A 19483-nucleotide genomic window follows, 5' to 3' on the forward strand; every position below is an offset into this window, starting at 1 on the left:
GCAGAGGGCCGACAACAAAGGGAACCTACCATGTTGCACGATATGACACGCCGCCGCTTCCTCGGATCCGCCGCAGCCGCGGGGATTGCCGGCACGATGACCGGGTTTGCGAGATCCGCCGCAGCCGGCAGCGGCAATCTCACCGCCGTCGAATGGGGCGGTGATGTCGTCGAAGCGATGAAGCAGATTGCCGCCGACCAGAATGCCGCGACATTCAACTGGGTTCTTCACCAGGGCGGCGCGGGCGCGATCCTGCCAAAGATCAAGGCCGTCTGGCCGAATGTCGACTATGACTACGTCGCCGGCTGGGAAGGCTCGTTCAACAGCATGGTGAAGGAGGATTGGCTCGAGACCATCAATCCTGCCGATGTTCCCAACCTCGCGAATATTCCCGAGAAAATCATCATTCGTGACGGCAAGGGCAATATCAAAGCGGTCCCGCGCGCAGTTGGCGGCATGTATTTCGGCGCCCGAACCGATACGGCTCCGATCGCCGTGAAGACCATCGATGATCTGCTGAGCCCCGATCTCAAGGGCGCGATCTGCTGGCCGGGCCCGACACAGAGCATGATGCTCCAGATTGTTGCGCTCGCCCTTCACGCCGGCGGCAGTGAAACGAATATGGAACCCGGGTGGAAGCTCATGAAGGAATTGGCGAAATCCGGCAATATCGGCCGCGTCGCCGTCACCGATATCGATTTCACCAATTCGCTGACGTCTGGCGAGACCTCCGTCGGCTTCTTCGCCGAGCCCGGCTGGGCGGCGGTGGCGAAAAACTTCCCGGTTACGCGTTTCACCAAGGACAGCAACTTCAAAGCCTTCCTCTACCAGAGCGGGTTCGGCGTCCTGAAGAACAGACCGAACACCAAGGCGACGCTCGATTTCGTCAACTTCGCGATCAGCCCGGACATGAACTCGCTCTACGCCAAAGTGGCTGGCGAGGCGCCGTTGAACAGCAAGGCGGTTACGCCCGACAACCTCAAGCATCTCGCCTTCACGTCGGACGAGTTTTCGAGCTTCGTCTATGTGCCGGACTACAATGTCGTCCTCGAACAGCAGGATGCCTGGTCCAAGCGCTGGGAGCAAGATATCGCCCCGTTGCTGTAAGACACCTCGCGGCAGGTTGTCGTAGGCGCGGGCTTCGACAACCTCCCTTTCTCATGGCCCGCAAGGGCGAGTAAAAGGCTGTTTCATCATGACCAAGGTAAGGCGGCAACCCGTTGCCATTTCAATTCCGGATCGTCGAGATGCGGCCCTGACGCTCGGGCCAGCCCTGCTGGTGTTCGCATTCGGTTTTCTGTCACCGCTCATCAATCTGGCAATCGAAAGCTTGAAGGAGTTTACGCCGGGGCGCGTCGGCTCCGTGGAAAATGCCGCGGCAACGGTTCAGAACTATTACGAGCTTGCAAACCAGGCGTTTGCAAGCGTTCTGCTGACGACCTTCTGGATCGGTGGAGTTGCCGCGATCATCGGCCAGCTTGTGGCATTCCCGCTGGCCTATTTCATCGTGCGGCGCATTTCGCCGCGGATGCGCACGCTCACCCTCGGTTTTTTGATTACGCTTGTACTTTCCAGCGTCCTGATCAAGACGTACGCGATCGAACTGACCTTCGGGTCGGTCGGCATCCTCCGACCCTTCCTCTTGACACTGGGCCTTTCGCCCAACAGCCGCGAATATATCAATATCGTCGTTATTGCGGGTCTGGTTCACTCGATCATACCGGTCGCAACGCTGACGTTGATCGGCGCGATGCAATCGATCGATCCGCGTCTGCTCGATGCAGCCCAGTCGCTCGGCGCACCGGGATGGAAAGCCCATCTGTCGATCACGCTTCCCCTGAGCGTCCCGGCGCTGGTCTCGAGCACGCTTGTCTCGCTGACTTTCGCGATCAGCGCCTTCGTCATTCCCATGGTGCTCGGGAGGGGCCGGGTGCTTTTCATGTCGAACGTCATCTACACCCGGTTCAGCGATATCGCCAACTACCCGAGCGGCGCGGCGATCTCGCTCGTCATGCTTGCCGTGGCGTTGGCGGTCGTCGCTGTCATCACGTTTGCGCAGGCGCGGAGGGTTTCCCGATGAGCATGCAGTCTCTTGCAGCGAGAACCGGAGACCGGATCGCCGGTTCCCTTGCCTACGGTGTCATCGGCCTTGGATTGGCGTTCCTCGCCATCCCGCTGGTGATAACATGCGTCATGGCTTTCGACGCCAGGACCTACCTCGGCCCGATGCCGCCACCTGCCTTGTCGCTTCATTGGTTCGAACGGCTCGTCTCCCAGGCGGATATCCTTGCCAGCCTGCGCACCAGCTTCATCTTGGCGGTACTCACGACGGTTCTGTCCGTTACGATCGGAACTGCGGCGGCTGTCGGTCTTGCCCGGGGCAATTTTCCGGGAAAGGCAGCGCTGACTTCGGCCTTTCTCTCGCCACTCATCGTCCCGCCGGTCGTGATTGGATTCGGCCTGCTGCTTTTCCTTTCCAAGGCCGGTATCACAAATGGTATGGCGCGCCTGCTCCTCGGCCACGTGATCGTGACGTTGCCCTATTGCATAAGGACCAGTCTCGCCAGCCTTCTCGGCAGCGACCACCGATTGACGGAAGCCGCAATGGTTCTCGGCGCCACGGAGCGCCAGGCCTTCTGGACCATTACCCTGCCGCTGATGCGGACGGGCGTCGTCACCGGCGCGATCTTCGCCTTCGCAATTTCGATGGATGACGTATCGATCAGTCTCTTCCTGAGCGATCCGTCCGCAACGACCTTGCCTGTTACGCTGGTCAGCAATATGCGCGCGGCTTTCGATCTGACGATCGCTGCGGCGGCCGTGGTCCTGATTGCCGTCACCGCGTTGCTGATCGTCGTGCTGGACCGTGTCGTCGGCTTCGACACCGTCGTCGGTCAGGGTTTGTTTCGTTCATGAGGACAATACGATGATTTCTGCCGTGGAATTTCAAGGGGTCAGCAAGTGCTTCGGCGAAACGGTCGCCCTTGGCAATATCTCCTTTTCGGTGAACCCAGGCGAAACAATCGCACTGCTTGGACCGAGCGGTTGCGGCAAGACCACCATTCTTCGGCTCATTGCCGGATTCGAGCGGCCCGACAAAGGTTCGATCTTGATCGACGGCGAGCCGATGGCCGGATTGAAACCCTATGAGCGCAATGTCGGGCTGCTGTTCCAGCACTACGCTCTTTTCCCGCATATGACCGTCGAACAGAACATCGGCTACGGACTTCGCCATCGCAACCATCCGCCGGGGCAAATACCGCGCCGCATTGCCGAGATGCTTGAGCTCGTCCGGCTCGTCGGTTTCGGACAGCGGCGGCCGCACCAGTTGAGCGGCGGCCAGCAGCAGCGTGTTGCGCTTGCGCGGGCGCTCGCCACCCATCCAAGCCTCGTTCTTCTGGATGAGCCGCTGTCGGCCCTCGACGCCAAACTTCGCCACGAGCTGCGCACCGAATTGAAGGATGTGCTCGCCGCGGTCGGCTCGACCGCCATCGTGGTAACCCACGACCAGGAGGAGGCGATGAGCCTGGGAGAGCGGATATTCGTGATGAACCGTGGAGCAATCATGCAATCCGGCAAGCCGGATGATGTGTATTGGCGTCCAGACTCGCGTTTCGTCGCGGATTTCATGGGTCGGACGAATTGGATTCATGGCTCGATTTCGGCCGCGGGCGGAACGGCCGGCAAATTTCGCTCCGAATCCGGCTGGGAGTTCCCGGTCGCGTCCACGGCAAGTCTTTCAGGTGCCGCCGAGATTTGCGTGAGGCCGGAAAGCATCGAGATATCGTCCGGTGTTCCGGCTGCCGGAGCCATGCCCGGGCGCGTTGCCGACGTCGTGACACTCGGTGCCTTCAGGCATGTCGTTCTGGACCTCGCCACTGGCGACCGCATAATCTCGGCTTGCCCGAACCGTCCAGACATAGCCTTCGCTCGTGGGCAGGAGATCAGCGTTTCCATTCCCCCCGAGGCATGCGTTCTCTTTGCGCGATAAGCTGGCATGGATGGGGCGCAGCTTGCACTGCGCCCGGGCTAAGGGTCACCAGTTGCCGGAAGGACATGGTTCGTCCAATATCCACTTACGGGCAGAGAGGCCTTCGGCTCTCGAGTGCCACAAAGTATGGAATGCGGCTTCTGATGCTTGATCTTGATTCTTATCTGCTTCGTGCATTTCTGACCGTCGCGGAAATCGGCACCGTCAATGGAGCAGCCGTCAAGCTGAACAGAACGCAGGCGGCCGTGAGCATGCAGATCCGCAAGCTGGAGGAGCTTGTCGGCGTTACGCTGTTTTCGCGTTCGTCAAAGGGCCTCGAGCTGACGAGCCATGGGCAGATCATGCTGGCTTATGCCCGCGAAATGGTCGCCCTCAGCGATGAGGTCGGGAAAAGGCTGACAGGCAAGATGATCGAGGACCGCATTCGCCTCGGCGTCGTCGAGGACTTCGCAGCCGGCCACCTGATCGACATTCTTAGTGCCTTCAGAGCCCAGAACCCGAAGGTCGAGATCGACATCATCGTCGAGCCGAATCGTCGCCTCGCCAGCCTGTTTGAAGACAGGAAGCTCGATCTCGTAGTTTGCGACATCACCTGCCTCGCGCGAAAACCGACCCTGATCTGGACCGAATATTTGATGTGGACGGTCAGATCCGACTTTGTGGCGGATACGGAAAAGCCGCTTCCCATCATCATGTTCGAGGAGGAGTGTCCCTGGACGCTTCCGACGATTGCGGCCCTGTCCCAGCGGAACATCAAGTGGAAGACGGCGTGCGTTGCATCGACGCTGGTGGCCATGGCGACCGCGGTTCGCGTCGGTATCGGCATCGCGCCAATGATGCTCAACACGAAACCGGAGGGCTGCCGGACGCTTGACCGATCGGCGGACCTGCCCGGTCCGGTGCGCATCGAGATCGGTCTGTATGCTCAGTCCGAGACGGCCGAAGGCGCGCGCTATCTTGTGGACTTCATTTCGCGGCATACGGCCATATTGTCCAGCTAGAGCATGATGCCGAAAAGTGTGATCGGTTTTCGGACGATATCCTGCTCCATTCTGGGAGCGTTCAGCTTCCATTATATCGGGTCAATTTAATTCCTCCTACCGGAACGGCGAGCGAAGCCCCACAGTGATCCATGAAGGGTCGACGGCCCAATCTCAAGCATACATGGAAGCCTGCGAATACATGATGGGGCAAGCCAAAGTTGACGAAACTCTCCTCGCAGATGCCGCCTATCTGCCCGGCCAGGTCGCAAACCTGACGAGGGGAGCAAGCGTCACAGCGCAGACCAACGAAATACTGGAGCGCATCGATGACATGCTGCTGCGCGAAGGCACCGACAAGTCAGAGATCATTCTCGTCAACATCTGGCTCAGGGACCTTGCCTCATTCGAGGAAATGAACAGAGCTTGGGATGCTTGGATGCCGGATAGCGGAACGCCACGGCGGGCGACGTTCGAGGACAAGAATCTGCCGCCGATGTGCGCCATCCGTATTGACGTAGCCGCGTCGCGAAAGAGTAGGGCCGGGCAAATTTGAGCCACCTGCGCTCGTCATCTTCATACTCTTGTCAGCGAAGCCGGAGCGGAATCCCGCACTTTTGGCATCATGCGCTAAGGTCGGATGACACAGACATTGGCCTCGTAGGCGCAGGGATCGTCCTGCACCGCGATATCGATGACTTTCGCCTTCGGTGCCAGTTGCTCAGGCCGTGCTGTGGGATAGAAGCCATAGCCGTCGCCGCCGACATAGGTTCCGCCATCAACCTGATAGACGTAAGAAGAGCCGGCATAGGTGCCGCCGCCGTCACCCTGCGCCTGCGGCACGACGACGATCAGATTGCTGCGGGCGAAGCGATTGGTCGCCGGCGATGAAAACTGTTTCAGGAACGGCATCCGTTCTTTGCGGTTCCGATATCGATAGGCGTTATCGAAACGGATGCCGCGATCGCGCCAGCCGATACGTTCGCCGAGGAGTAATCCACCGTGGAAATCGTGACGGTGGCCGCGAAAGCGATGATCGTCGCGGCGGTCACCGGCTTCGGCGGGAAGTGCAGCAAGCGCGGACAGGGCAAGCAGGGCGACTGCGGACAGACTGCGAAACATGGGTGGCCGGCCTCCGGAATTCCGATCCCTAACAAATCGTTAACGCCAGATTGCGCCAAAAGCCGGAGCTTGTCCATTCAGGTCGGACAACCGGCACAAAATTTGAGCGGAAAAGACCAGTTTCTTTAGCCTGCAAACTTCCCGGTAACGCGAATCGATTAAATTAAAAGCAGACAGCGATTGTGCTTGTCGTCGGCGTTCCCGGTGATTAAACGTCGCAATTGATGCAACGCACACAGAGAATTTTGTCATTCGTGTGGTTGACTGAGCATGCTCCGAAATCCGGGAGCGCAGAGAAGCCGCCGCGAGGTTCTGATGGCGAATGTGACAAATAACCGGCCCCTATCGCCGCATCTGCAGATTTACAAACCTATCCCCACCATGGTCATGTCCATCGTTCACCGCATCACCGGTAGCGCGCTCTACGTCGGCACGCTGCTCGTCGCCTGGTGGCTGATAGCGGCGGCAAGCGGCCAGGGCTCCTACGACTGGGCCAACTGGGTGCTCGGCAGCCTTCTCGGCAAGCTCGTACTTCTCGGCTACACCTGGGCGCTGCTGCACCACATGCTCGGCGGCTTCCGCCATCTCATGTGGGATCTCGGCTACGGCCTCGAGAAAGAATTCTCGACCAAGCTCGCCATCGCCAACATCATCGGGTCGCTCTGTCTGACCGTGCTGGTCTGGGTGATCGGCTTCCTCATTCGCTTCTGAAGGTCCTCTCATGGATATGCGCACCCCCCTCGGCAAGGTTCGCGGGCTCGGCTCCGCCAAGGACGGCACGGGCCATTTCTGGCGTCAGCGGCTGACCGCAGTCTCCAATATTCCGTTGATCCTCTTCTTCGTCATCTTCATGATCGCCTATGCCGGCGCGCCCTATGCGGATGTGGTTCGCGCGCTGTCGAACCCGTTTGTCGCGGTCGTCATGGGCCTGATGGTAATATCTGGCGTCATCCATATGAAGCTCGGCATGCAGGTCATCATCGAGGACTACGTGCATGGCGAGTTCGGCAAGATCGCTCTGCTGATGCTGAACACGTTCTTTGCGATCGTGATCGCCGGCCTCTGTCTCTTCGCCATTCTGAAAATCGCATTCGTAGGATAAGCTGACATGGCACCGACTTCACCCGCCCAGAACGGCAAGGCCTACAAGTATGTCGATCACTCCTACGACGTGATCGTCGTCGGCGCCGGCGGCGCCGGGCTGCGTGCCACGCTCGGCATGGCAGAGCAGGGTTTCCGCACGGCCTGCATCACCAAGGTATTCCCGACCCGCTCGCATACGGTCGCGGCCCAGGGCGGCATCGCCGCTTCGCTGCGCAACATGACGCCGGATAGCTGGCAGTGGCACCTCTACGATACAGTCAAGGGTTCCGATTGGCTCGGCGACGTCGACGCCATGCAGTATCTCACCATGGAAGCGCCGAAGGCGGTCTATGAGCTCGAGCATTACGGCGTGCCGTTCTCGCGCAACGAGGAAGGCAAGATCTATCAGCGCCCGTTCGGCGGCCATATGCAGAATTACGGCGAAGGCCCGCCGGTCCAGCGCACCTGCGCCGTTGCCGACCGCACCGGCCACGCCATCCTGCATACGCTCTACGGCCAGTCGCTGCGCAACAATGCCGAATTCTTCATCGAGTATTTCGCGCTAGACCTGATCATGTCGGAAGACGGCAGCCGCTGCACCGGCGTCGTCGCCTGGTGCCTCGACGACGGCACGATCCATCGCTTCGCCGCCAAGATGGTGGTGCTGGCGACCGGCGGCTACGGCCGCGCCTATTTCTCGGCAACATCGGCCCATACCTGCACCGGCGACGGCGGCGGCATGGTGGCGCGTGCCGGCCTGCCGCTGCAGGACATGGAATTCGTTCAGTTCCACCCGACCGGCATCTACGGTTCGGGCTGTCTGATCACCGAAGGCGCGCGCGGCGAAGGCGGTTACCTCGTCAACTCCGAGGGCGAGCGCTTCATGGAGCGGTACGCGCCTTCGGCCAAGGACCTTGCCTCGCGCGACGTCGTTTCGCGCTGCATGACGCTTGAGATCCGCGAGGGCCGCGGTGTCGGCAAGGCGAAGGACCACATCTTCCTGCATCTCGACCATCTCGATCCGGCCGTTCTTCATGAACGCCTGCCGGGGATTTCCGAGAGCGCCAAGATCTTCGCCGGCGTCGACGTCACGCACGAGCCGATCCCGGTTCTGCCGACCGTTCACTACAATATGGGCGGCATTCCCACGAATTATTGGGGCGAAGTGCTGAACGCCGACGGCGCCAATCCTGAACGGATCATCCCCGGCCTGATGGCTGTGGGTGAAGCCGGCTGCGCCTCGGTGCACGGCGCCAACCGCCTCGGCTCCAACTCGCTGATCGACCTGGTGGTCTTCGGCCGCGCCGCGGCGATCCGCGCCGGCGAGGTGATCGACCGCGCGGCGCCGATCCCGCATCTCAATGTCGCCGCCTGCGACAAGATCATGGACCGTTTCGACGGTCTGCGCCACGCCAGCGGCGGCACGCCGACGGCAGAACTGCGCGAGAAGATGCAGCGTGCCATGCAGGAAGACGCCGCCGTCTTCCGCACGCAGGAATCGCTGGAATCCGGTTGCCGGCGTATCTCGGCAATCTGGGGCGAGATGAAGGACATCAAGGTCACCGACCGCTCGATGATCTGGAACTCCGACCTCGTGGAGACGCTTGAGCTGCAGAACCTGATGGCCAACGCCATCACGACGATCTACGGCGCTGAGGCCCGCAAGGAGAGCCGCGGTTCGCATGCCCGCGAGGACTATGCCGAGGGTGCATTCGCCGGCCGCGACGACGTCAACTGGCGCAAACACACGCTCGCCTGGGTGGACGAGGCAGGCGACGTGAAACTCGATTACCGGCCGGTCCACACCGAGCTGATCGCGGAAGGCATCGATCCGCATAAGATCGAGCCGAAGGCTCGCGTGTACTGATCTCAAGAGGAACCGGACATGGTTGAACTCGCTCTCCCCAAGAATTCTCAGATGCGCGAAGGCAAGGTCTGGCCGAAGCCGGCGGGCGCCAAGAACACCCGCGAATTCCGCGTCTACCGCTGGAGCCCGGACGATGGTCAGAACCCGTCGATCGATACCTTCTACATCGATGTCGACGATTGCGGGCCGATGGTGCTCGACGGTCTGCTCTACATCAAGAACAAGATCGACCCGACGCTGACGCTGCGCCGCTCCTGTCGCGAGGGCATTTGCGGCTCCTGCGCGATGAATATCGACGGCACGAACACGCTCGCCTGCACCAAGGGCCTCGACGATATCAAGGGTGCGGTGAAGATCTATCCGCTGCCGCATCTGCCCGTCGTCAAGGATCTGGTTCCGGACCTCACCAACTTCTATGCCCAGCATCGTTCGATCGAGCCATGGCTGAAGACGGTGTCGCCGGCGCCGGCCAAGGAGTGGAAGCAGAGCCACGAGGACCGGCAGAAGCTCGACGGCCTTTATGAATGCATCCTCTGCGCCTGCTGCTCGACCTCCTGTCCGAGCTACTGGTGGAACGGCGACCGCTATCTCGGTCCGGCCGTTCTGCTGCAGGCCTATCGCTGGCTGATCGATTCCAGAGACGAGGCGACCGGCGAGCGCCTCGACAATCTCGAAGACCCGTTCCGCCTCTATCGCTGCCATACGATCATGAACTGTGCGCAGACTTGTCCGAAGGGTCTTAACCCGGCCAAGGCAATCGCCGAAATCAAGAAGATGATGGTCGAGCGCCGGGTTTGATCAGCATGCATACCGATGGCGGAATCGACGGCTTCGATCCCGAAGCCGTCACGGAGATCAGGTCGCGGCTTGCATCGGTGCGCGAACAGGGCATCCGCATCGGTTTTGCGATCGAAAGTGGCAGCCGCGCCTGGGGCTTTCCATCTCCCGACAGCGATTATGATTGTCGCTTTGTCTACATCCGTCCCGTCGAACATCATCTTGCTCTTGTTTCGGCGCGCGATGTCATCGAGTTCCCGATCATTGGCGATATCGATACAGGCGGCTGGGATCTCAGAAAGGCGTTGCGGCTCGCGCTCAAGGGAAACGCCGTGGTGGTTGAATGGCTGAAATCGCCGATCGCCTACGAAGAGGAAGCTGGTTTTCGCTCCCGTCTCGGCGCGTTTCTTGATCACGTCATGGTGCCGGAGAAGGTCGCTGCGCATTATGTCGGACTTATGCGGCGGCATTTTCAAAGCCATGGCGAAGACGTGATCAAGCTGAAGACGCTGCTCTATGCCCTGCGTCCGGCCATCGCGCTCGAATGGATGCGGCAGCGTTCATATCGCGTGCTGCCGCCGATGAATATGCTGGAATGCCTTGAGACGATCTCCATCGCGCCGGAACTTCGGGCGGCGATACTCGATCTCGTGCATGTCAAGAAGCAGACGCGCGAAATGGGTGTGGGCCTGCCACCGGCACTGGTGCAAGTGTTCCTGCAGGGTGCACTGGAGCGCTATTCCGAGACATTGCGCGAGTTCGACAGGGATCCTGACAGAGATGAACGCGGGCAACACCTTGCTGACAAATTCTATGTGCAGGAAGTTTTGCAGCGGGACAGTTGAACTGTATCGTTTTTCGGTTAGGTGTTGTCGCGGGCAATTTATGCCGCCCGACTTGATTAACCAAAGCGAATTACGATAATCGGACTTGTCTCACGCCCGTTTCTCTGCGGCGATGGCCGAATTCAGGAGTATGATGATGCAGTTGCGATATGCGATGACAGGTCTGGTGGTGGCTCTCGCGCTAGCCGGTTGTGATCGGACGGCATATAATTACAACTCCAGCTCAAACTCGGTGCCGACGCCGTTGACGGCGCAACCGGTGCCCTCCGTACAGGGCGGGCAGCTTCCGCCGCCGACCGGCAGCTCGCAGTTTCCGGCCGCACCAGCGTCGGCGTCGCCGATGCCGGGCGCTCAGCCTGGGGCAATGGCCGCGAATGCGCTCGATATCACCAAGGAATCGATGGTTGGAAGCTGGCGTGTCAACGGCAGCTGCGACATGTTCCTGACGCTCACCAATCTCGGCAGCGGTTCGCGCGGCGGCACGCGTGGTTGCGTCGGCGAGCTGACGGCGATGGGCTCCTGGGAGGTCGCCGGCAAGCAGGTGCTGCTCAAGGACCGCTCGGGCAACCAGCTTGGCAGCGTCTACAAGACGGCCGACAACCGCTTCCAGGGACAGACGAGCACGGGCCAGTCGATCAGCCTCAGTCGGTAAACTAACTGGCGTGGTCCGGCGGGTCAGCGCCATTGACTGACAGGCGGATATGCGCTCATGCAACCAATGCCGGATTATGCGCTCAGCGTCTGCGAACAGCTTAAAGCGCTGACCGCATCGGGCGCCCTCCAGGTCGATTCTGCCCAATTGGACGTGGCAAAGAGCCTCGACCGGGTGCTCGCCGGGCTGAAGCAGCGGCTGCCGGCGGCAAAATCGAGCGCGCTCGGCTGGCTGTTTGCCGCCAAGAAGAAATCCACAGACGGCATCAAGGGGCTTTATATCCACGGCAGCGTCGGGCGCGGCAAGACCATGCTGATGGACATGTTCTTCGCGATGGCGCCGTGCAGGAAGAAGCGCCGGGCGCATTTCCACGAATTCATGGCGGATGTGCACAACCGCATCGCGGCGCACCGGCTGAAGCTCAAGAACGGCGAGACGAGACAGGCCGACCCGATGCCGCCGGTCGCCGCAGCGCTTTACGACGAGGCAGAACTGCTCTGTTTCGACGAGTTCACGGTCACCGACATCGCCGATGCGATGATCCTGTCGCGGCTGTTCTCCGAGCTTTTCGCGCGCGGATGCGTGCTGGTCGCGACCTCGAACGTCGAACCCGACAATCTCTACACGGATGGTCTCAATCGCGGCCTGTTCCTGCCCTTCGTCGCCTTGCTCAAGCAGCATGTCGATGTCGTCACCCTGGATTCGCCGACCGACTACCGGATGGAGAAGCTGAGCAGCCAGCCGGTCTATCTGGTGCCGATCAACGACCATAACGACATGGCGATGGATGCGTCCTGGACGCAGGCGCTGCATGGGCGCAAGGCGCAGCCGCTGGATATTCCAATGAAGGGGCGCCACATCCATGTGCCGCTCGCCGTCGACCGCATGGCGCGGTTCTCTTTCGCCGATCTCTGCGACAAGCCGCTCGGGGCAGTCGACTTCCTGGCGATCGCCGAGCGTTTCGATACGGTCTTCGTCGATCACATTCCCTTGCTCGGGCCGGAAAAGCGGAACCAGATCAAGCGGTTCATCATTCTGGTCGATACGTTCTACGATCATGCCGTGCGGCTTTACATTTCCGCAGCGGCCATGCCGGAGGAACTGCTGCTGCAACGGCGGGGTGTCGAGGGCTTCGAATTCGACCGCACGGCTTCACGCCTGTTCGAGATGCGCAGTGCGGAATATCTTGCGCTGCACCATGAGAAACGCGCCGCGGAGTAACAATTCGGTGACAGAATATCTTACGTTTACGTAAGCATTTTTGTATCTAAACGATTGAAAACGCTGCATCAAAAATAATGGATTGCCATTTTTTGGCTTTGGGTCTATGCGATTGCGTCATTGGGCGGTGCCTTGCGCGTCCGTTCGACGAATTTGATCGCAAAGGAAACAGCGAAAATGGCGCGTAACAAGATCGCACTCATTGGTTCTGGCATGATTGGTGGCACGCTGGCACACCTCGCCGGCCTGAAGGAACTGGGCGACATCGTCCTCTTCGACATCGCAGACGGCATTCCGCAGGGCAAGGGTCTCGATATCTCCCAGTCGTCGCCGGTCGAAGGCTTCGACGTCAATCTGACGGGTGCCAGCGACTATTCCGCGATCGAGGGCGCTGACGTCTGCATCGTCACGGCAGGCGTCGCCCGCAAGCCCGGCATGAGCCGCGACGATCTTCTCGGCATCAACCTCAAGGTCATGGAGCAGGTCGGCGCCGGCATCAAGAAATATGCCCCGAACGCTTTCGTGATCTGCATCACCAACCCGCTCGACGCCATGGTCTGGGCGCTGCAGAAGTTTTCCGGCCTTCCCGCCAACAAGGTCGTCGGCATGGCCGGCGTTCTCGACTCCTCGCGCTTCCGCCTCTTCCTCGCCAAGGAATTCAACGTATCCGTCCAGGACGTCACGGCTTTCGTGCTCGGCGGCCACGGCGACACGATGGTGCCGCTCGCCCGCTACTCGACGGTCGGCGGCATTCCGCTCACCGACCTCGTCACCATGGGCTGGGTCACCAAGGAGCGGCTCGAAGAGATCATCCAGCGCACCCGTGACGGCGGCGCTGAAATCGTCGGCCTGCTGAAGACCGGCTCGGCCTATTACGCGCCGGCCGCCTCGGCGATCGAGATGGCCGAATCCTACCTCAAGGACAAGAAGCGCGTTCTGCCCTGCGCTGCCCACCTCTCCGGTCAGTACGGCGTCAAGGACATGTATGTCGGCGTTCCCACCGTCATCGGCGCCGGCGGCGTCGAGCGCATCATCGAGATCGATCTCAACAAGACCGAGAAGGAAGCCTTCGACAAGTCCGTCGGCGCCGTCGCCGGTCTCTGCGAAGCCTGCATCAACATCGCGCCTGCCCTGAAGTGATTGGCGCTGAAGTAATCGAAATAGGGATACACCCATGAACATTCATGAATATCAGGCCAAGGCTCTGCTGAAGGGCTATGGCGCCCCGGTTGCCGAGGGTGTGGCTATTCTCAACGTTGAAGAAGCCGAAGCTGCCGCCAAGTCGCTTCCCGGTCCGCTTTACGTGGTCAAGAGCCAGATCCATGCCGGCGGCCGCGGCAAGGGCAAGTTCAAGGAGCTGTCGCCGGAAGCCAAGGGCGGCGTGCGTCTCGCCAAGTCGATCGACGAAGTCGTCGCCCATGCCAAGGAAATGCTAGGCAACACGCTGGTGACTGCCCAGACCGGCGAAGCCGGCAAGCAGGTCAACCGCCTTTACATCGAAGACGGCGCCGACATCGCTCGCGAGCTTTATTGCTCGCTGCTGGTCGACCGCTCGGTCGGTCGCGTGGCTTTCGTGGTCTCCACCGAAGGCGGCATGGATATCGAAGCTGTCGCCCACGATACGCCCGAAAAGATCCAGACGATCGCCATCGATCCGGAAGCCGGCGTGACGGCGGCCGACGTTGTTGCAATCTCCAAGGCTCTCCAGCTCGACGGCGCTGCCGCCGAAGACGCCAAGGCGCTTTTCCCGGCGCTCTACAAGGCCTTCGGCGAGAAGGACATGGCTCTCCTGGAGATCAACCCCCTGATCGTCATGAAGGATGGCCATCTGCGCGTCCTCGATGCCAAGATGTCTTTCGACGGCAATGCGCTCTTCCGTCACGACGACGTCAAGGCGCTGCGCGACGAGACCGAAGAAGACGCCAAGGAAATCGAGGCCTCGAAGTGGGACCTCGCCTATGTCGCGCTCGACGGCAATATCGGCTGCATGGTCAACGGCGCAGGCCTTGCCATGGCGACGATGGACATCATCAAGCTCTACGGCAAGGAGCCGGCTAACTTCTGCGACGTCGGCGGCGGTGCCGGCAAGGAGAAGGTTGCTGCGGCTTTCAAGATCATTACCGCAGACCCCAAGGTCGAAGGCATTCTCGTCAACATCTTCGGCGGCATCATGAAGTGCGATGTCATTGCCGAGGGCGTGATTGCCGCGGTCAAGGAAGTCGGCCTCAAGGTTCCGCTCGTCGTGCGCCTTGAAGGCACCAATGTCGAACTCGGCAAGAAGATCCTGAACGAGTCGGGTCTGGCGATCACGGCGGCTGACGACTTGGACGATGCAGCCAAGAAGATCGTCGCGGCGATCAACGGCTGAGAGATCATGACCTTCCAGTCCACGCCCTCCGCTGCTCATTTCCGCCTCAACGCCTTCGCCGGCGTATGGGAAGGGGACGAGCGTGTCGCGGCGTCGGCGTGGACGAGTGAAGGCAAGGCCAGTGCTGACTTTTCCGGTGAGGCGTTGTTCGGAGGGTTCTTTCTCGAGCAGCGCTATCGCCAGACGCGCGATGGTACTGTTTCGTTCGAGGCGCGAAATGTTTTCGGCTTCGATGCTTCGGACCAGACCTATAAACTCTATCAGTTCGACACCGCAGGTTTTGCGCCGCCCGTGCCGGCGTCCGGCGAGTGGAACGGCAATGAGCTTGTGCTGATGAAGACTTCGCCGCGCGGCAGCCAGCGCACCGTATTCACATTTGAAAATGAAGACTGCTACCGGATGGGCGTCAGCTTTTCGCCTGCAGGCAGCGATACTTGGCAGGAGGTCGTCAGCGGCGTCTATCGTCGCGCGTCCTCCACGTCTTCCAACCTCTCCTAAACAAAGGCCTCGCATGTCCATTCTCGTCAACAAAGACACCAAGGTTCTCGTTCAGGGCCTAACCGGCAAGACCGGCACGTTCCACACCGAACAGGCGCTCGCTTATTACGGCACCCAGATGGTCGGCGGTATCCACCCGAAGAAGGGCGGCGAAACCTGGACCGGCGCAAGGGCGAAAACCTGCCGATCTTCGCAACCGTTGCCGAAGGCAAGGAAAAGACCGGCGCCAACGCGACCGTCATCTATGTTCCGCCGGCAGGAGCCGCCGACGCGATTATCGAGGCGATCGACGCCGAGATCCCGTTCATCACCTGCATCACCGAAGGTATTCCGGTCATGGACATGGTGCGGGTCAAGGCTCGCCTCGACCGCTCCAAGTCGCGCCTGCTCGGCCCCAACTGCCCGGGCATCCTGACGCCGGAAGAATGCAAGATCGGCATCATGCCGGGCTCGATCTTCCGCAAGGGTTCGGTCGGTATCGTTTCCCGCTCGGGCACGCTGACCTATGAAGCCGTGTTCCAGACCTCCAATGAAGGTCTCGGCCAGACGACGGCCGTCGGCATCGGCGGCGACCCGGTCAAGGGCACCGAGTTCATCGACGTCCTGGAAATGTTCCTGGCCGACGAAGCCACCCACTCGATCATCATGATCGGCGAAATCGGCGGTGCGGCTGAAGAAGACGCAGCGCAGTTCCTCAAGGACGAAGCCAAGAAGGGCCGCAAGAAGCCGATGGCTGGCTTCATTGCCGGGCGTACGGCCCCGAAGGGCCGCACCATGGGCCATGCCGGCGCTGTGGTTTCCGGCGGCAAGGGCGATGCGGAATCGAAGATCGCAGCGATGGAATCGGCAGGCATCAAGGTGTCGCCATCCCCGGCCCGCCTAGGCAAGACGCTGGTTGAAGTCCTCAAGGGCTAAGCCACCTATATAGACCGGGCGGAGGAACGGCATCTGCGCCTTCCGCCCGGCCTCGACAATACGAAACCAGCAGATGCGCCGCGGACAGGCGGCAATCGGAATGCGGCAGCCGGCCATCAAGCCGGCAAATTCATCAAAGTCAGGAGGCGGACGGAAGCGTCCGCATATCACCATGGCACGGCAAGAAGCCAACGAGCAGTTTCAGATCACCTCGTTTCTGGATGGCGCCAACGCTGCCTATATCGAGCAGCTTTATGCGCGATATGAAGAGGACCCGGCATCGGTCGACGATCAGTGGCGGTCCTTCTTCAAGGCGCTGGAGGAGGATCCCAGCGATGTGAAGAGGGCGGCTAAGGGCGCTTCCTGGCGCAAGAAGAACTGGCCGATTCCGGCCGGCGGCGATCTGGTATCGGCTCTCGATGGCGACTGGGGCATCGTCGAGAAGGTGATCGAGACCAAGGTCAAGGCCAAGGCCGAAGCTCAGGGCAAGCCTGCCGATAGCACCGAGGTGCTGCAGGCGACGCGCGATTCCGTGCGCGCGATCATGATGATCCGCGCTTACCGCATGCGTGGCCACCTGCATGCCAAGCTCGACCCGCTCGGCATCGCCGCTCCCGTTGACGACTATCACGAACTTTCGCCGGAGAATTACGGTTTCACGGCCGCCGATTACGATCGCAAGATCTTCATCGACAACGTGCTCGGCTTGGAATACGCGACCATCCGCGAGATGATCGAAATCCTCGAGCGCACCTATTGCTCGACGCTTGGCGTCGAATTCATGCATATCTCCAACCCGGAAGAAAAGGCCTGGATCCAGGAGCGCATCGAAGGACCGGACAAGGGTGTGGCCTTCACGCCGGAAGGCAAGAAGGCGATCCTTGCCAAGCTCGTCGAAGCCGAAGGCTACGAACAGTTCCTCGACGTCAAGTTCAAGGGCACGAAGCGTTTCGGCCTCGACGGCGGCGAATCGCTGATCCCGGCGCTGGAGCAGATCCTCAAGCGCGGCGGTCATCTCGGCCTCAAGGAAGCCGTGTTCGGCATGGCCCATCGCGGCCGCCTGAACGTGCTCTCCCAGGTCATGGGCAAGCCGCACCGGGCGATCTTCCACGAGTTCAAGGGCGGCTCGGCCGCTCCCGACGAAGTCGAGGGCTCGGGCGACGTCAAGTACCATCTCGGCGCCTCCTCCGACCGCGAATTCGACGGCAACAAGATCCACGTTTCGCTGACGGCGAACCCGTCGCATCTCGAAATCGTCGATCCCGTCGTCATGGGCAAGGCCCGCGCCAAGCAGGATATGAACGCCACCGTCTGGGACGGCGACATCATCCCGCTTTCCGAACGCGCCAAGGTGCTGCCGCTGCTGATCCATGGCGACGCGGCCTTTGCCGGCCAGGGTGTCATTGCCGAAATCCTCGGCCTTTCCGGTCTGCGCGGTCACCGCGTCGCCGGCACCATGCATGTGATCATCAATAACCAGATCGGCTTCACTACCAACCCGGCCTTCTCGCGCTCGTCGCCTTATCCGTCCGACGTCGCCAAGATGATCGAGGCGCCGATCCTGCACGTCAACGGCGACGATCCGGAAGCGGTGGTCTATGGGGCCAAGATCGCCACCGAATTCCGCATGAAGTTCCACAAGCCCGTTGTGCTCGACCTTTTCTGCTACCGCCGCTACGGCCACAATGAAGGCGACGAACCGTCCTTCACGCAGCCGAAGATGTACAAGGTGATCCGCGCCCATAAGACCGTGCTGCAGCTCTATGCGGCCCGCCTCGTCGCCGAGGGTCTGCTCACGGACGGCGAAGTCGAGAAGATGAAGGCCGATTGGCGCCTCCATCTCGAACAGGAATTCGAGGCCGGCCAGCAGTACAAGCCGAACAAGGCCGACTGGCTTGATGGTGAGTGGTCGGGCCTGCGCACGGCCGACAATGCCGACGAGCAGCGCCGCGGCAAGACCGCCGTGCCGATGAAGACGCTGAAGGAGGTCGGCCGCAAGCTCTCGGAGATCCCGGCGGGCTTCAATGCGCACCGGACGATCCAGCGCTTCATGGAAAACCGCGCCAATATGATCGCCACCGGCGAGGGTATCGACTGGGCGATGGCTGAAGCGCTGTCCTTCGGTGCGCTCTGCGTCGAAGGCAGCAAGATCCGCCTCTCCGGTCAGGATTGTGAGCGCGGCACCTTCTCGCAGCGCCACTCCGTTCTCTACGATCAGGAAACCGAAGAGCGCTACATCCCGCTCGCCAATCTTTCGCCGACGCAGGGGCGCTACGAAGTCATCAATTCGATGCTTTCGGAAGAGGCCGTGCTCGGTTTCGAATACGGCTACTCGCTCGCGCGTCCGAATGCGCTGACCCTCTGGGAAGCCCAGTTCGGCGATTTCGCCAACGGTGCGCAGGTAGTCTTCGACCAGTTCATCTCGTCGGGCGAACGCAAGTGGCTGCGCATGTCGGGCCTCGTCTGCCTGCTGCCGCACGGCTATGAAGGTCAGGGTCCTGAACACTCCTCGGCCCGCCTCGAGCGTTTCCTGCAGCTTTGCGCCGAAGACAACATGCAGGTCGCCAACGTCACGACGCCGGCGAACTACTTCCACATCCTGCGCCGGCAGCTGAAGCGCGACTTCCGCAAGCCGCTGATCCTGATGACGCCGAAGTCGCTGCTGCGCCACAAGCGGGCGGTCTCGACGCTTGCCGAAATGGCCGGCGAATCTGCCTTCCATCGCCTGCTCTGGGACGATGCCGAAGTGATCAAGGACGGCCCGATCAAGCTGCAGAAGGACAACAAGATCCGCCGCGTCGTCATGTGCTCCGGCAAGGTCTATTACGATCTTCTCGAAGAGCGTGAAAAGCGCGGCATCGACGACGTCTATCTCTTACGCGTCGAGCAGCTCTATCCGTTCCCAGCAAAGGCGCTGATCAACGAGCTGTCGCGCTTCCGCAATGCCGAGATGGTCTGGTGCCAGGAAGAGCCGAAGAACATGGGCGCATGGTCGTTCATCGACCCCTTCCTCGAATGGGTGCTCGCCCATATCGACGCGAAGTACCAGCGCGTCCGCTATACCGGCCGTCCGGCCGCCGCCTCGCCGGCGACGGGCCTGATGTCCAAGCATCTGTCGCAGCTCGCCGCATTCCTCGAGGATGCATTGGGCGGTTAAAACAAGG

At 60.9% G+C, this 19483-nt stretch carries 18 protein-coding genes and 1 pseudogene; 18 read left to right on the forward strand and 1 reads right to left on the reverse strand.

Annotated elements, in window-relative coordinates; translation table 11 throughout:
- Positions 1 to 30: 30 nt before the first annotated feature.
- From ACS4RR_RS03830 to ACS4RR_RS03855, 6 genes are all read left to right on the forward strand, one after another.
- Positions 31 to 1107 (forward strand): extracellular solute-binding protein, encoded by a 1077-nt coding sequence (locus ACS4RR_RS03830; RefSeq protein WP_456189725.1) that lies wholly within the window; start codon positions 31 to 33, stop codon positions 1105 to 1107.
- An 88-nt stretch (positions 1108 to 1195) separates the two neighbouring features.
- Positions 1196 to 2080, forward strand: a complete 885-nt coding sequence (locus ACS4RR_RS03835; RefSeq protein ID WP_456189726.1) for an ABC transporter permease — start codon at positions 1196 to 1198, stop codon at positions 2078 to 2080.
- A complete protein-coding gene (locus ACS4RR_RS03840; protein ID WP_017966242.1) occupies positions 2077 to 2916 on the forward strand; it encodes an ABC transporter permease in 840 nt (279 codons plus the stop codon). The genes ACS4RR_RS03835 and ACS4RR_RS03840 overlap by 4 nt, the downstream gene beginning before the upstream one ends.
- A gap of 10 nt (positions 2917 to 2926) precedes the next feature.
- Positions 2927 to 3991, forward strand: coding sequence for an ABC transporter ATP-binding protein (locus ACS4RR_RS03845; protein ID WP_020486159.1), 1065 nt, complete (start codon positions 2927 to 2929; stop codon positions 3989 to 3991).
- Between the two features lie 131 nt (positions 3992 to 4122).
- Positions 4123 to 4992: a LysR family transcriptional regulator gene (locus ACS4RR_RS03850; RefSeq protein WP_017966244.1), complete on the forward strand. Its 870-nt coding sequence runs from the start codon at positions 4123 to 4125 to the stop codon at positions 4990 to 4992.
- A gap of 181 nt (positions 4993 to 5173) precedes the next feature.
- Positions 5174 to 5527, forward strand: a complete 354-nt coding sequence (locus ACS4RR_RS03855) for a RidA family protein (protein WP_017966245.1) — start codon at positions 5174 to 5176, stop codon at positions 5525 to 5527.
- A 74-nt stretch (positions 5528 to 5601) separates the two neighbouring features.
- On the opposite strand, the gene ACS4RR_RS03860 is transcribed toward ACS4RR_RS03855, so the two are convergent.
- On the reverse strand, positions 5602 to 6093 hold the full coding sequence (locus tag ACS4RR_RS03860) for a hypothetical protein (protein WP_222384446.1): 492 nt from the start codon (positions 6091 to 6093) through the stop codon (positions 5602 to 5604).
- A gap of 315 nt (positions 6094 to 6408) precedes the next feature.
- On the opposite strand from ACS4RR_RS03860, the gene sdhC reads away from it, so the two are divergent.
- The 12 genes and pseudogenes from sdhC to ACS4RR_RS03920 all read left to right on the forward strand — a co-directional run bounded on the left by sdhC (position 6409) and on the right by ACS4RR_RS03920 (position 19476).
- On the forward strand, positions 6409 to 6804 hold the full coding sequence (gene sdhC, locus ACS4RR_RS03865) for a succinate dehydrogenase, cytochrome b556 subunit (RefSeq protein WP_017966247.1): 396 nt from the start codon (positions 6409 to 6411) through the stop codon (positions 6802 to 6804).
- Positions 6805 to 6814: 10 nt separating this feature from the next.
- On the forward strand, positions 6815 to 7195 hold the full coding sequence (sdhD, locus tag ACS4RR_RS03870; protein WP_260109623.1) for a succinate dehydrogenase, hydrophobic membrane anchor protein: 381 nt from the start codon (positions 6815 to 6817) through the stop codon (positions 7193 to 7195).
- Between the two features lie 6 nt (positions 7196 to 7201).
- The gene (sdhA, locus tag ACS4RR_RS03875; RefSeq protein WP_170260934.1) at positions 7202 to 9043 is read left to right on the forward strand and encodes a succinate dehydrogenase flavoprotein subunit; all 1842 of its coding nucleotides are present in this window, start codon (positions 7202 to 7204) and stop codon (positions 9041 to 9043) included.
- 18 nt (positions 9044 to 9061) lie between these two features.
- A complete protein-coding gene (locus ACS4RR_RS03880; RefSeq protein WP_003567268.1) occupies positions 9062 to 9841 on the forward strand; it encodes a succinate dehydrogenase iron-sulfur subunit in 780 nt (259 codons plus the stop codon).
- A gap of 5 nt (positions 9842 to 9846) precedes the next feature.
- Positions 9847 to 10665 carry a nucleotidyltransferase domain-containing protein gene (locus ACS4RR_RS03885; RefSeq protein WP_162116927.1) on the forward strand — a complete coding sequence of 273 codons (819 nt, stop codon included), beginning with the start codon at positions 9847 to 9849 and terminating at the stop codon, positions 10663 to 10665.
- A 136-nt stretch (positions 10666 to 10801) separates the two neighbouring features.
- Positions 10802 to 11317 carry a protease inhibitor Inh/omp19 family protein gene (locus ACS4RR_RS03890; RefSeq protein WP_026154363.1) on the forward strand — a complete coding sequence of 172 codons (516 nt, stop codon included), beginning with the start codon at positions 10802 to 10804 and terminating at the stop codon, positions 11315 to 11317.
- Between the two features lie 57 nt (positions 11318 to 11374).
- Positions 11375 to 12538, forward strand: a complete 1164-nt coding sequence (gene zapE, locus ACS4RR_RS03895) for a cell division protein ZapE (RefSeq protein ID WP_260109622.1) — start codon at positions 11375 to 11377, stop codon at positions 12536 to 12538.
- Between the two features lie 177 nt (positions 12539 to 12715).
- Positions 12716 to 13678: a malate dehydrogenase gene (mdh, locus tag ACS4RR_RS03900; protein WP_003543522.1), complete on the forward strand. Its 963-nt coding sequence runs from the start codon at positions 12716 to 12718 to the stop codon at positions 13676 to 13678.
- A gap of 34 nt (positions 13679 to 13712) precedes the next feature.
- The gene (gene sucC, locus ACS4RR_RS03905) at positions 13713 to 14906 is read left to right on the forward strand and encodes an ADP-forming succinate--CoA ligase subunit beta (protein ID WP_260109621.1); all 1194 of its coding nucleotides are present in this window, start codon (positions 13713 to 13715) and stop codon (positions 14904 to 14906) included.
- A 6-nt stretch (positions 14907 to 14912) separates the two neighbouring features.
- On the forward strand, positions 14913 to 15404 hold the full coding sequence (locus ACS4RR_RS03910) for a DUF1579 family protein (RefSeq protein ID WP_260109620.1): 492 nt from the start codon (positions 14913 to 14915) through the stop codon (positions 15402 to 15404).
- Positions 15405 to 15417: 13 nt separating this feature from the next.
- A pseudogene (gene sucD, locus ACS4RR_RS03915) lies at positions 15418 to 16319 on the forward strand (succinate--CoA ligase subunit alpha).
- A 172-nt stretch (positions 16320 to 16491) separates the two neighbouring features.
- On the forward strand, positions 16492 to 19476 hold the full coding sequence (locus tag ACS4RR_RS03920) for a 2-oxoglutarate dehydrogenase E1 component (RefSeq protein WP_260109618.1): 2985 nt from the start codon (positions 16492 to 16494) through the stop codon (positions 19474 to 19476).
- Positions 19477 to 19483: the final 7 nt, after the last annotated feature.

This window comes from Rhizobium zaerense (assembly GCF_051810725.1).
GTDB lineage: Bacteria > Pseudomonadota > Alphaproteobacteria > Rhizobiales > Rhizobiaceae > Rhizobium > Rhizobium leguminosarum_I.

Bases quoted from the DNA above. Each gene is read 5' to 3' on its own strand.
- ACS4RR_RS03830 (WP_456189725.1), top strand. From the start codon at position 31: ATGTTGCACGATATGACACGCCGCCGCTTCCTCGGATCCGCCGCAGCC.
- ACS4RR_RS03835 (WP_456189726.1), top strand. From the start codon at position 1,196: ATGACCAAGGTAAGGCGGCAACCCGTTGCCATTTCAATTCCGGATCGT.
- ACS4RR_RS03840 (WP_017966242.1), top strand. From the start codon at position 2,077: ATGAGCATGCAGTCTCTTGCAGCGAGAACCGGAGACCGGATCGCCGGT.
- ACS4RR_RS03845 (WP_020486159.1), top strand. From the start codon at position 2,927: ATGATTTCTGCCGTGGAATTTCAAGGGGTCAGCAAGTGCTTCGGCGAA.
- ACS4RR_RS03850 (WP_017966244.1), top strand. From the start codon at position 4,123: ATGCGGCTTCTGATGCTTGATCTTGATTCTTATCTGCTTCGTGCATTT.
- ACS4RR_RS03855 (WP_017966245.1), top strand. From the start codon at position 5,174: ATGATGGGGCAAGCCAAAGTTGACGAAACTCTCCTCGCAGATGCCGCC.
- ACS4RR_RS03860 (WP_222384446.1), bottom strand. From the start codon at position 6,093: ATGTTTCGCAGTCTGTCCGCAGTCGCCCTGCTTGCCCTGTCCGCGCTT.
- sdhC (WP_017966247.1), top strand. From the start codon at position 6,409: ATGGCGAATGTGACAAATAACCGGCCCCTATCGCCGCATCTGCAGATT.
- sdhD (WP_260109623.1), top strand. From the start codon at position 6,815: ATGGATATGCGCACCCCCCTCGGCAAGGTTCGCGGGCTCGGCTCCGCC.
- sdhA (WP_170260934.1), top strand. From the start codon at position 7,202: ATGGCACCGACTTCACCCGCCCAGAACGGCAAGGCCTACAAGTATGTC.
- ACS4RR_RS03880 (WP_003567268.1), top strand. From the start codon at position 9,062: ATGGTTGAACTCGCTCTCCCCAAGAATTCTCAGATGCGCGAAGGCAAG.
- ACS4RR_RS03885 (WP_162116927.1), top strand. From the start codon at position 9,847: ATGCATACCGATGGCGGAATCGACGGCTTCGATCCCGAAGCCGTCACG.
- ACS4RR_RS03890 (WP_026154363.1), top strand. From the start codon at position 10,802: ATGCAGTTGCGATATGCGATGACAGGTCTGGTGGTGGCTCTCGCGCTA.
- zapE (WP_260109622.1), top strand. From the start codon at position 11,375: ATGCAACCAATGCCGGATTATGCGCTCAGCGTCTGCGAACAGCTTAAA.
- mdh (WP_003543522.1), top strand. From the start codon at position 12,716: ATGGCGCGTAACAAGATCGCACTCATTGGTTCTGGCATGATTGGTGGC.
- sucC (WP_260109621.1), top strand. From the start codon at position 13,713: ATGAACATTCATGAATATCAGGCCAAGGCTCTGCTGAAGGGCTATGGC.
- ACS4RR_RS03910 (WP_260109620.1), top strand. From the start codon at position 14,913: ATGACCTTCCAGTCCACGCCCTCCGCTGCTCATTTCCGCCTCAACGCC.
- ACS4RR_RS03920 (WP_260109618.1), top strand. From the start codon at position 16,492: ATGGCACGGCAAGAAGCCAACGAGCAGTTTCAGATCACCTCGTTTCTG.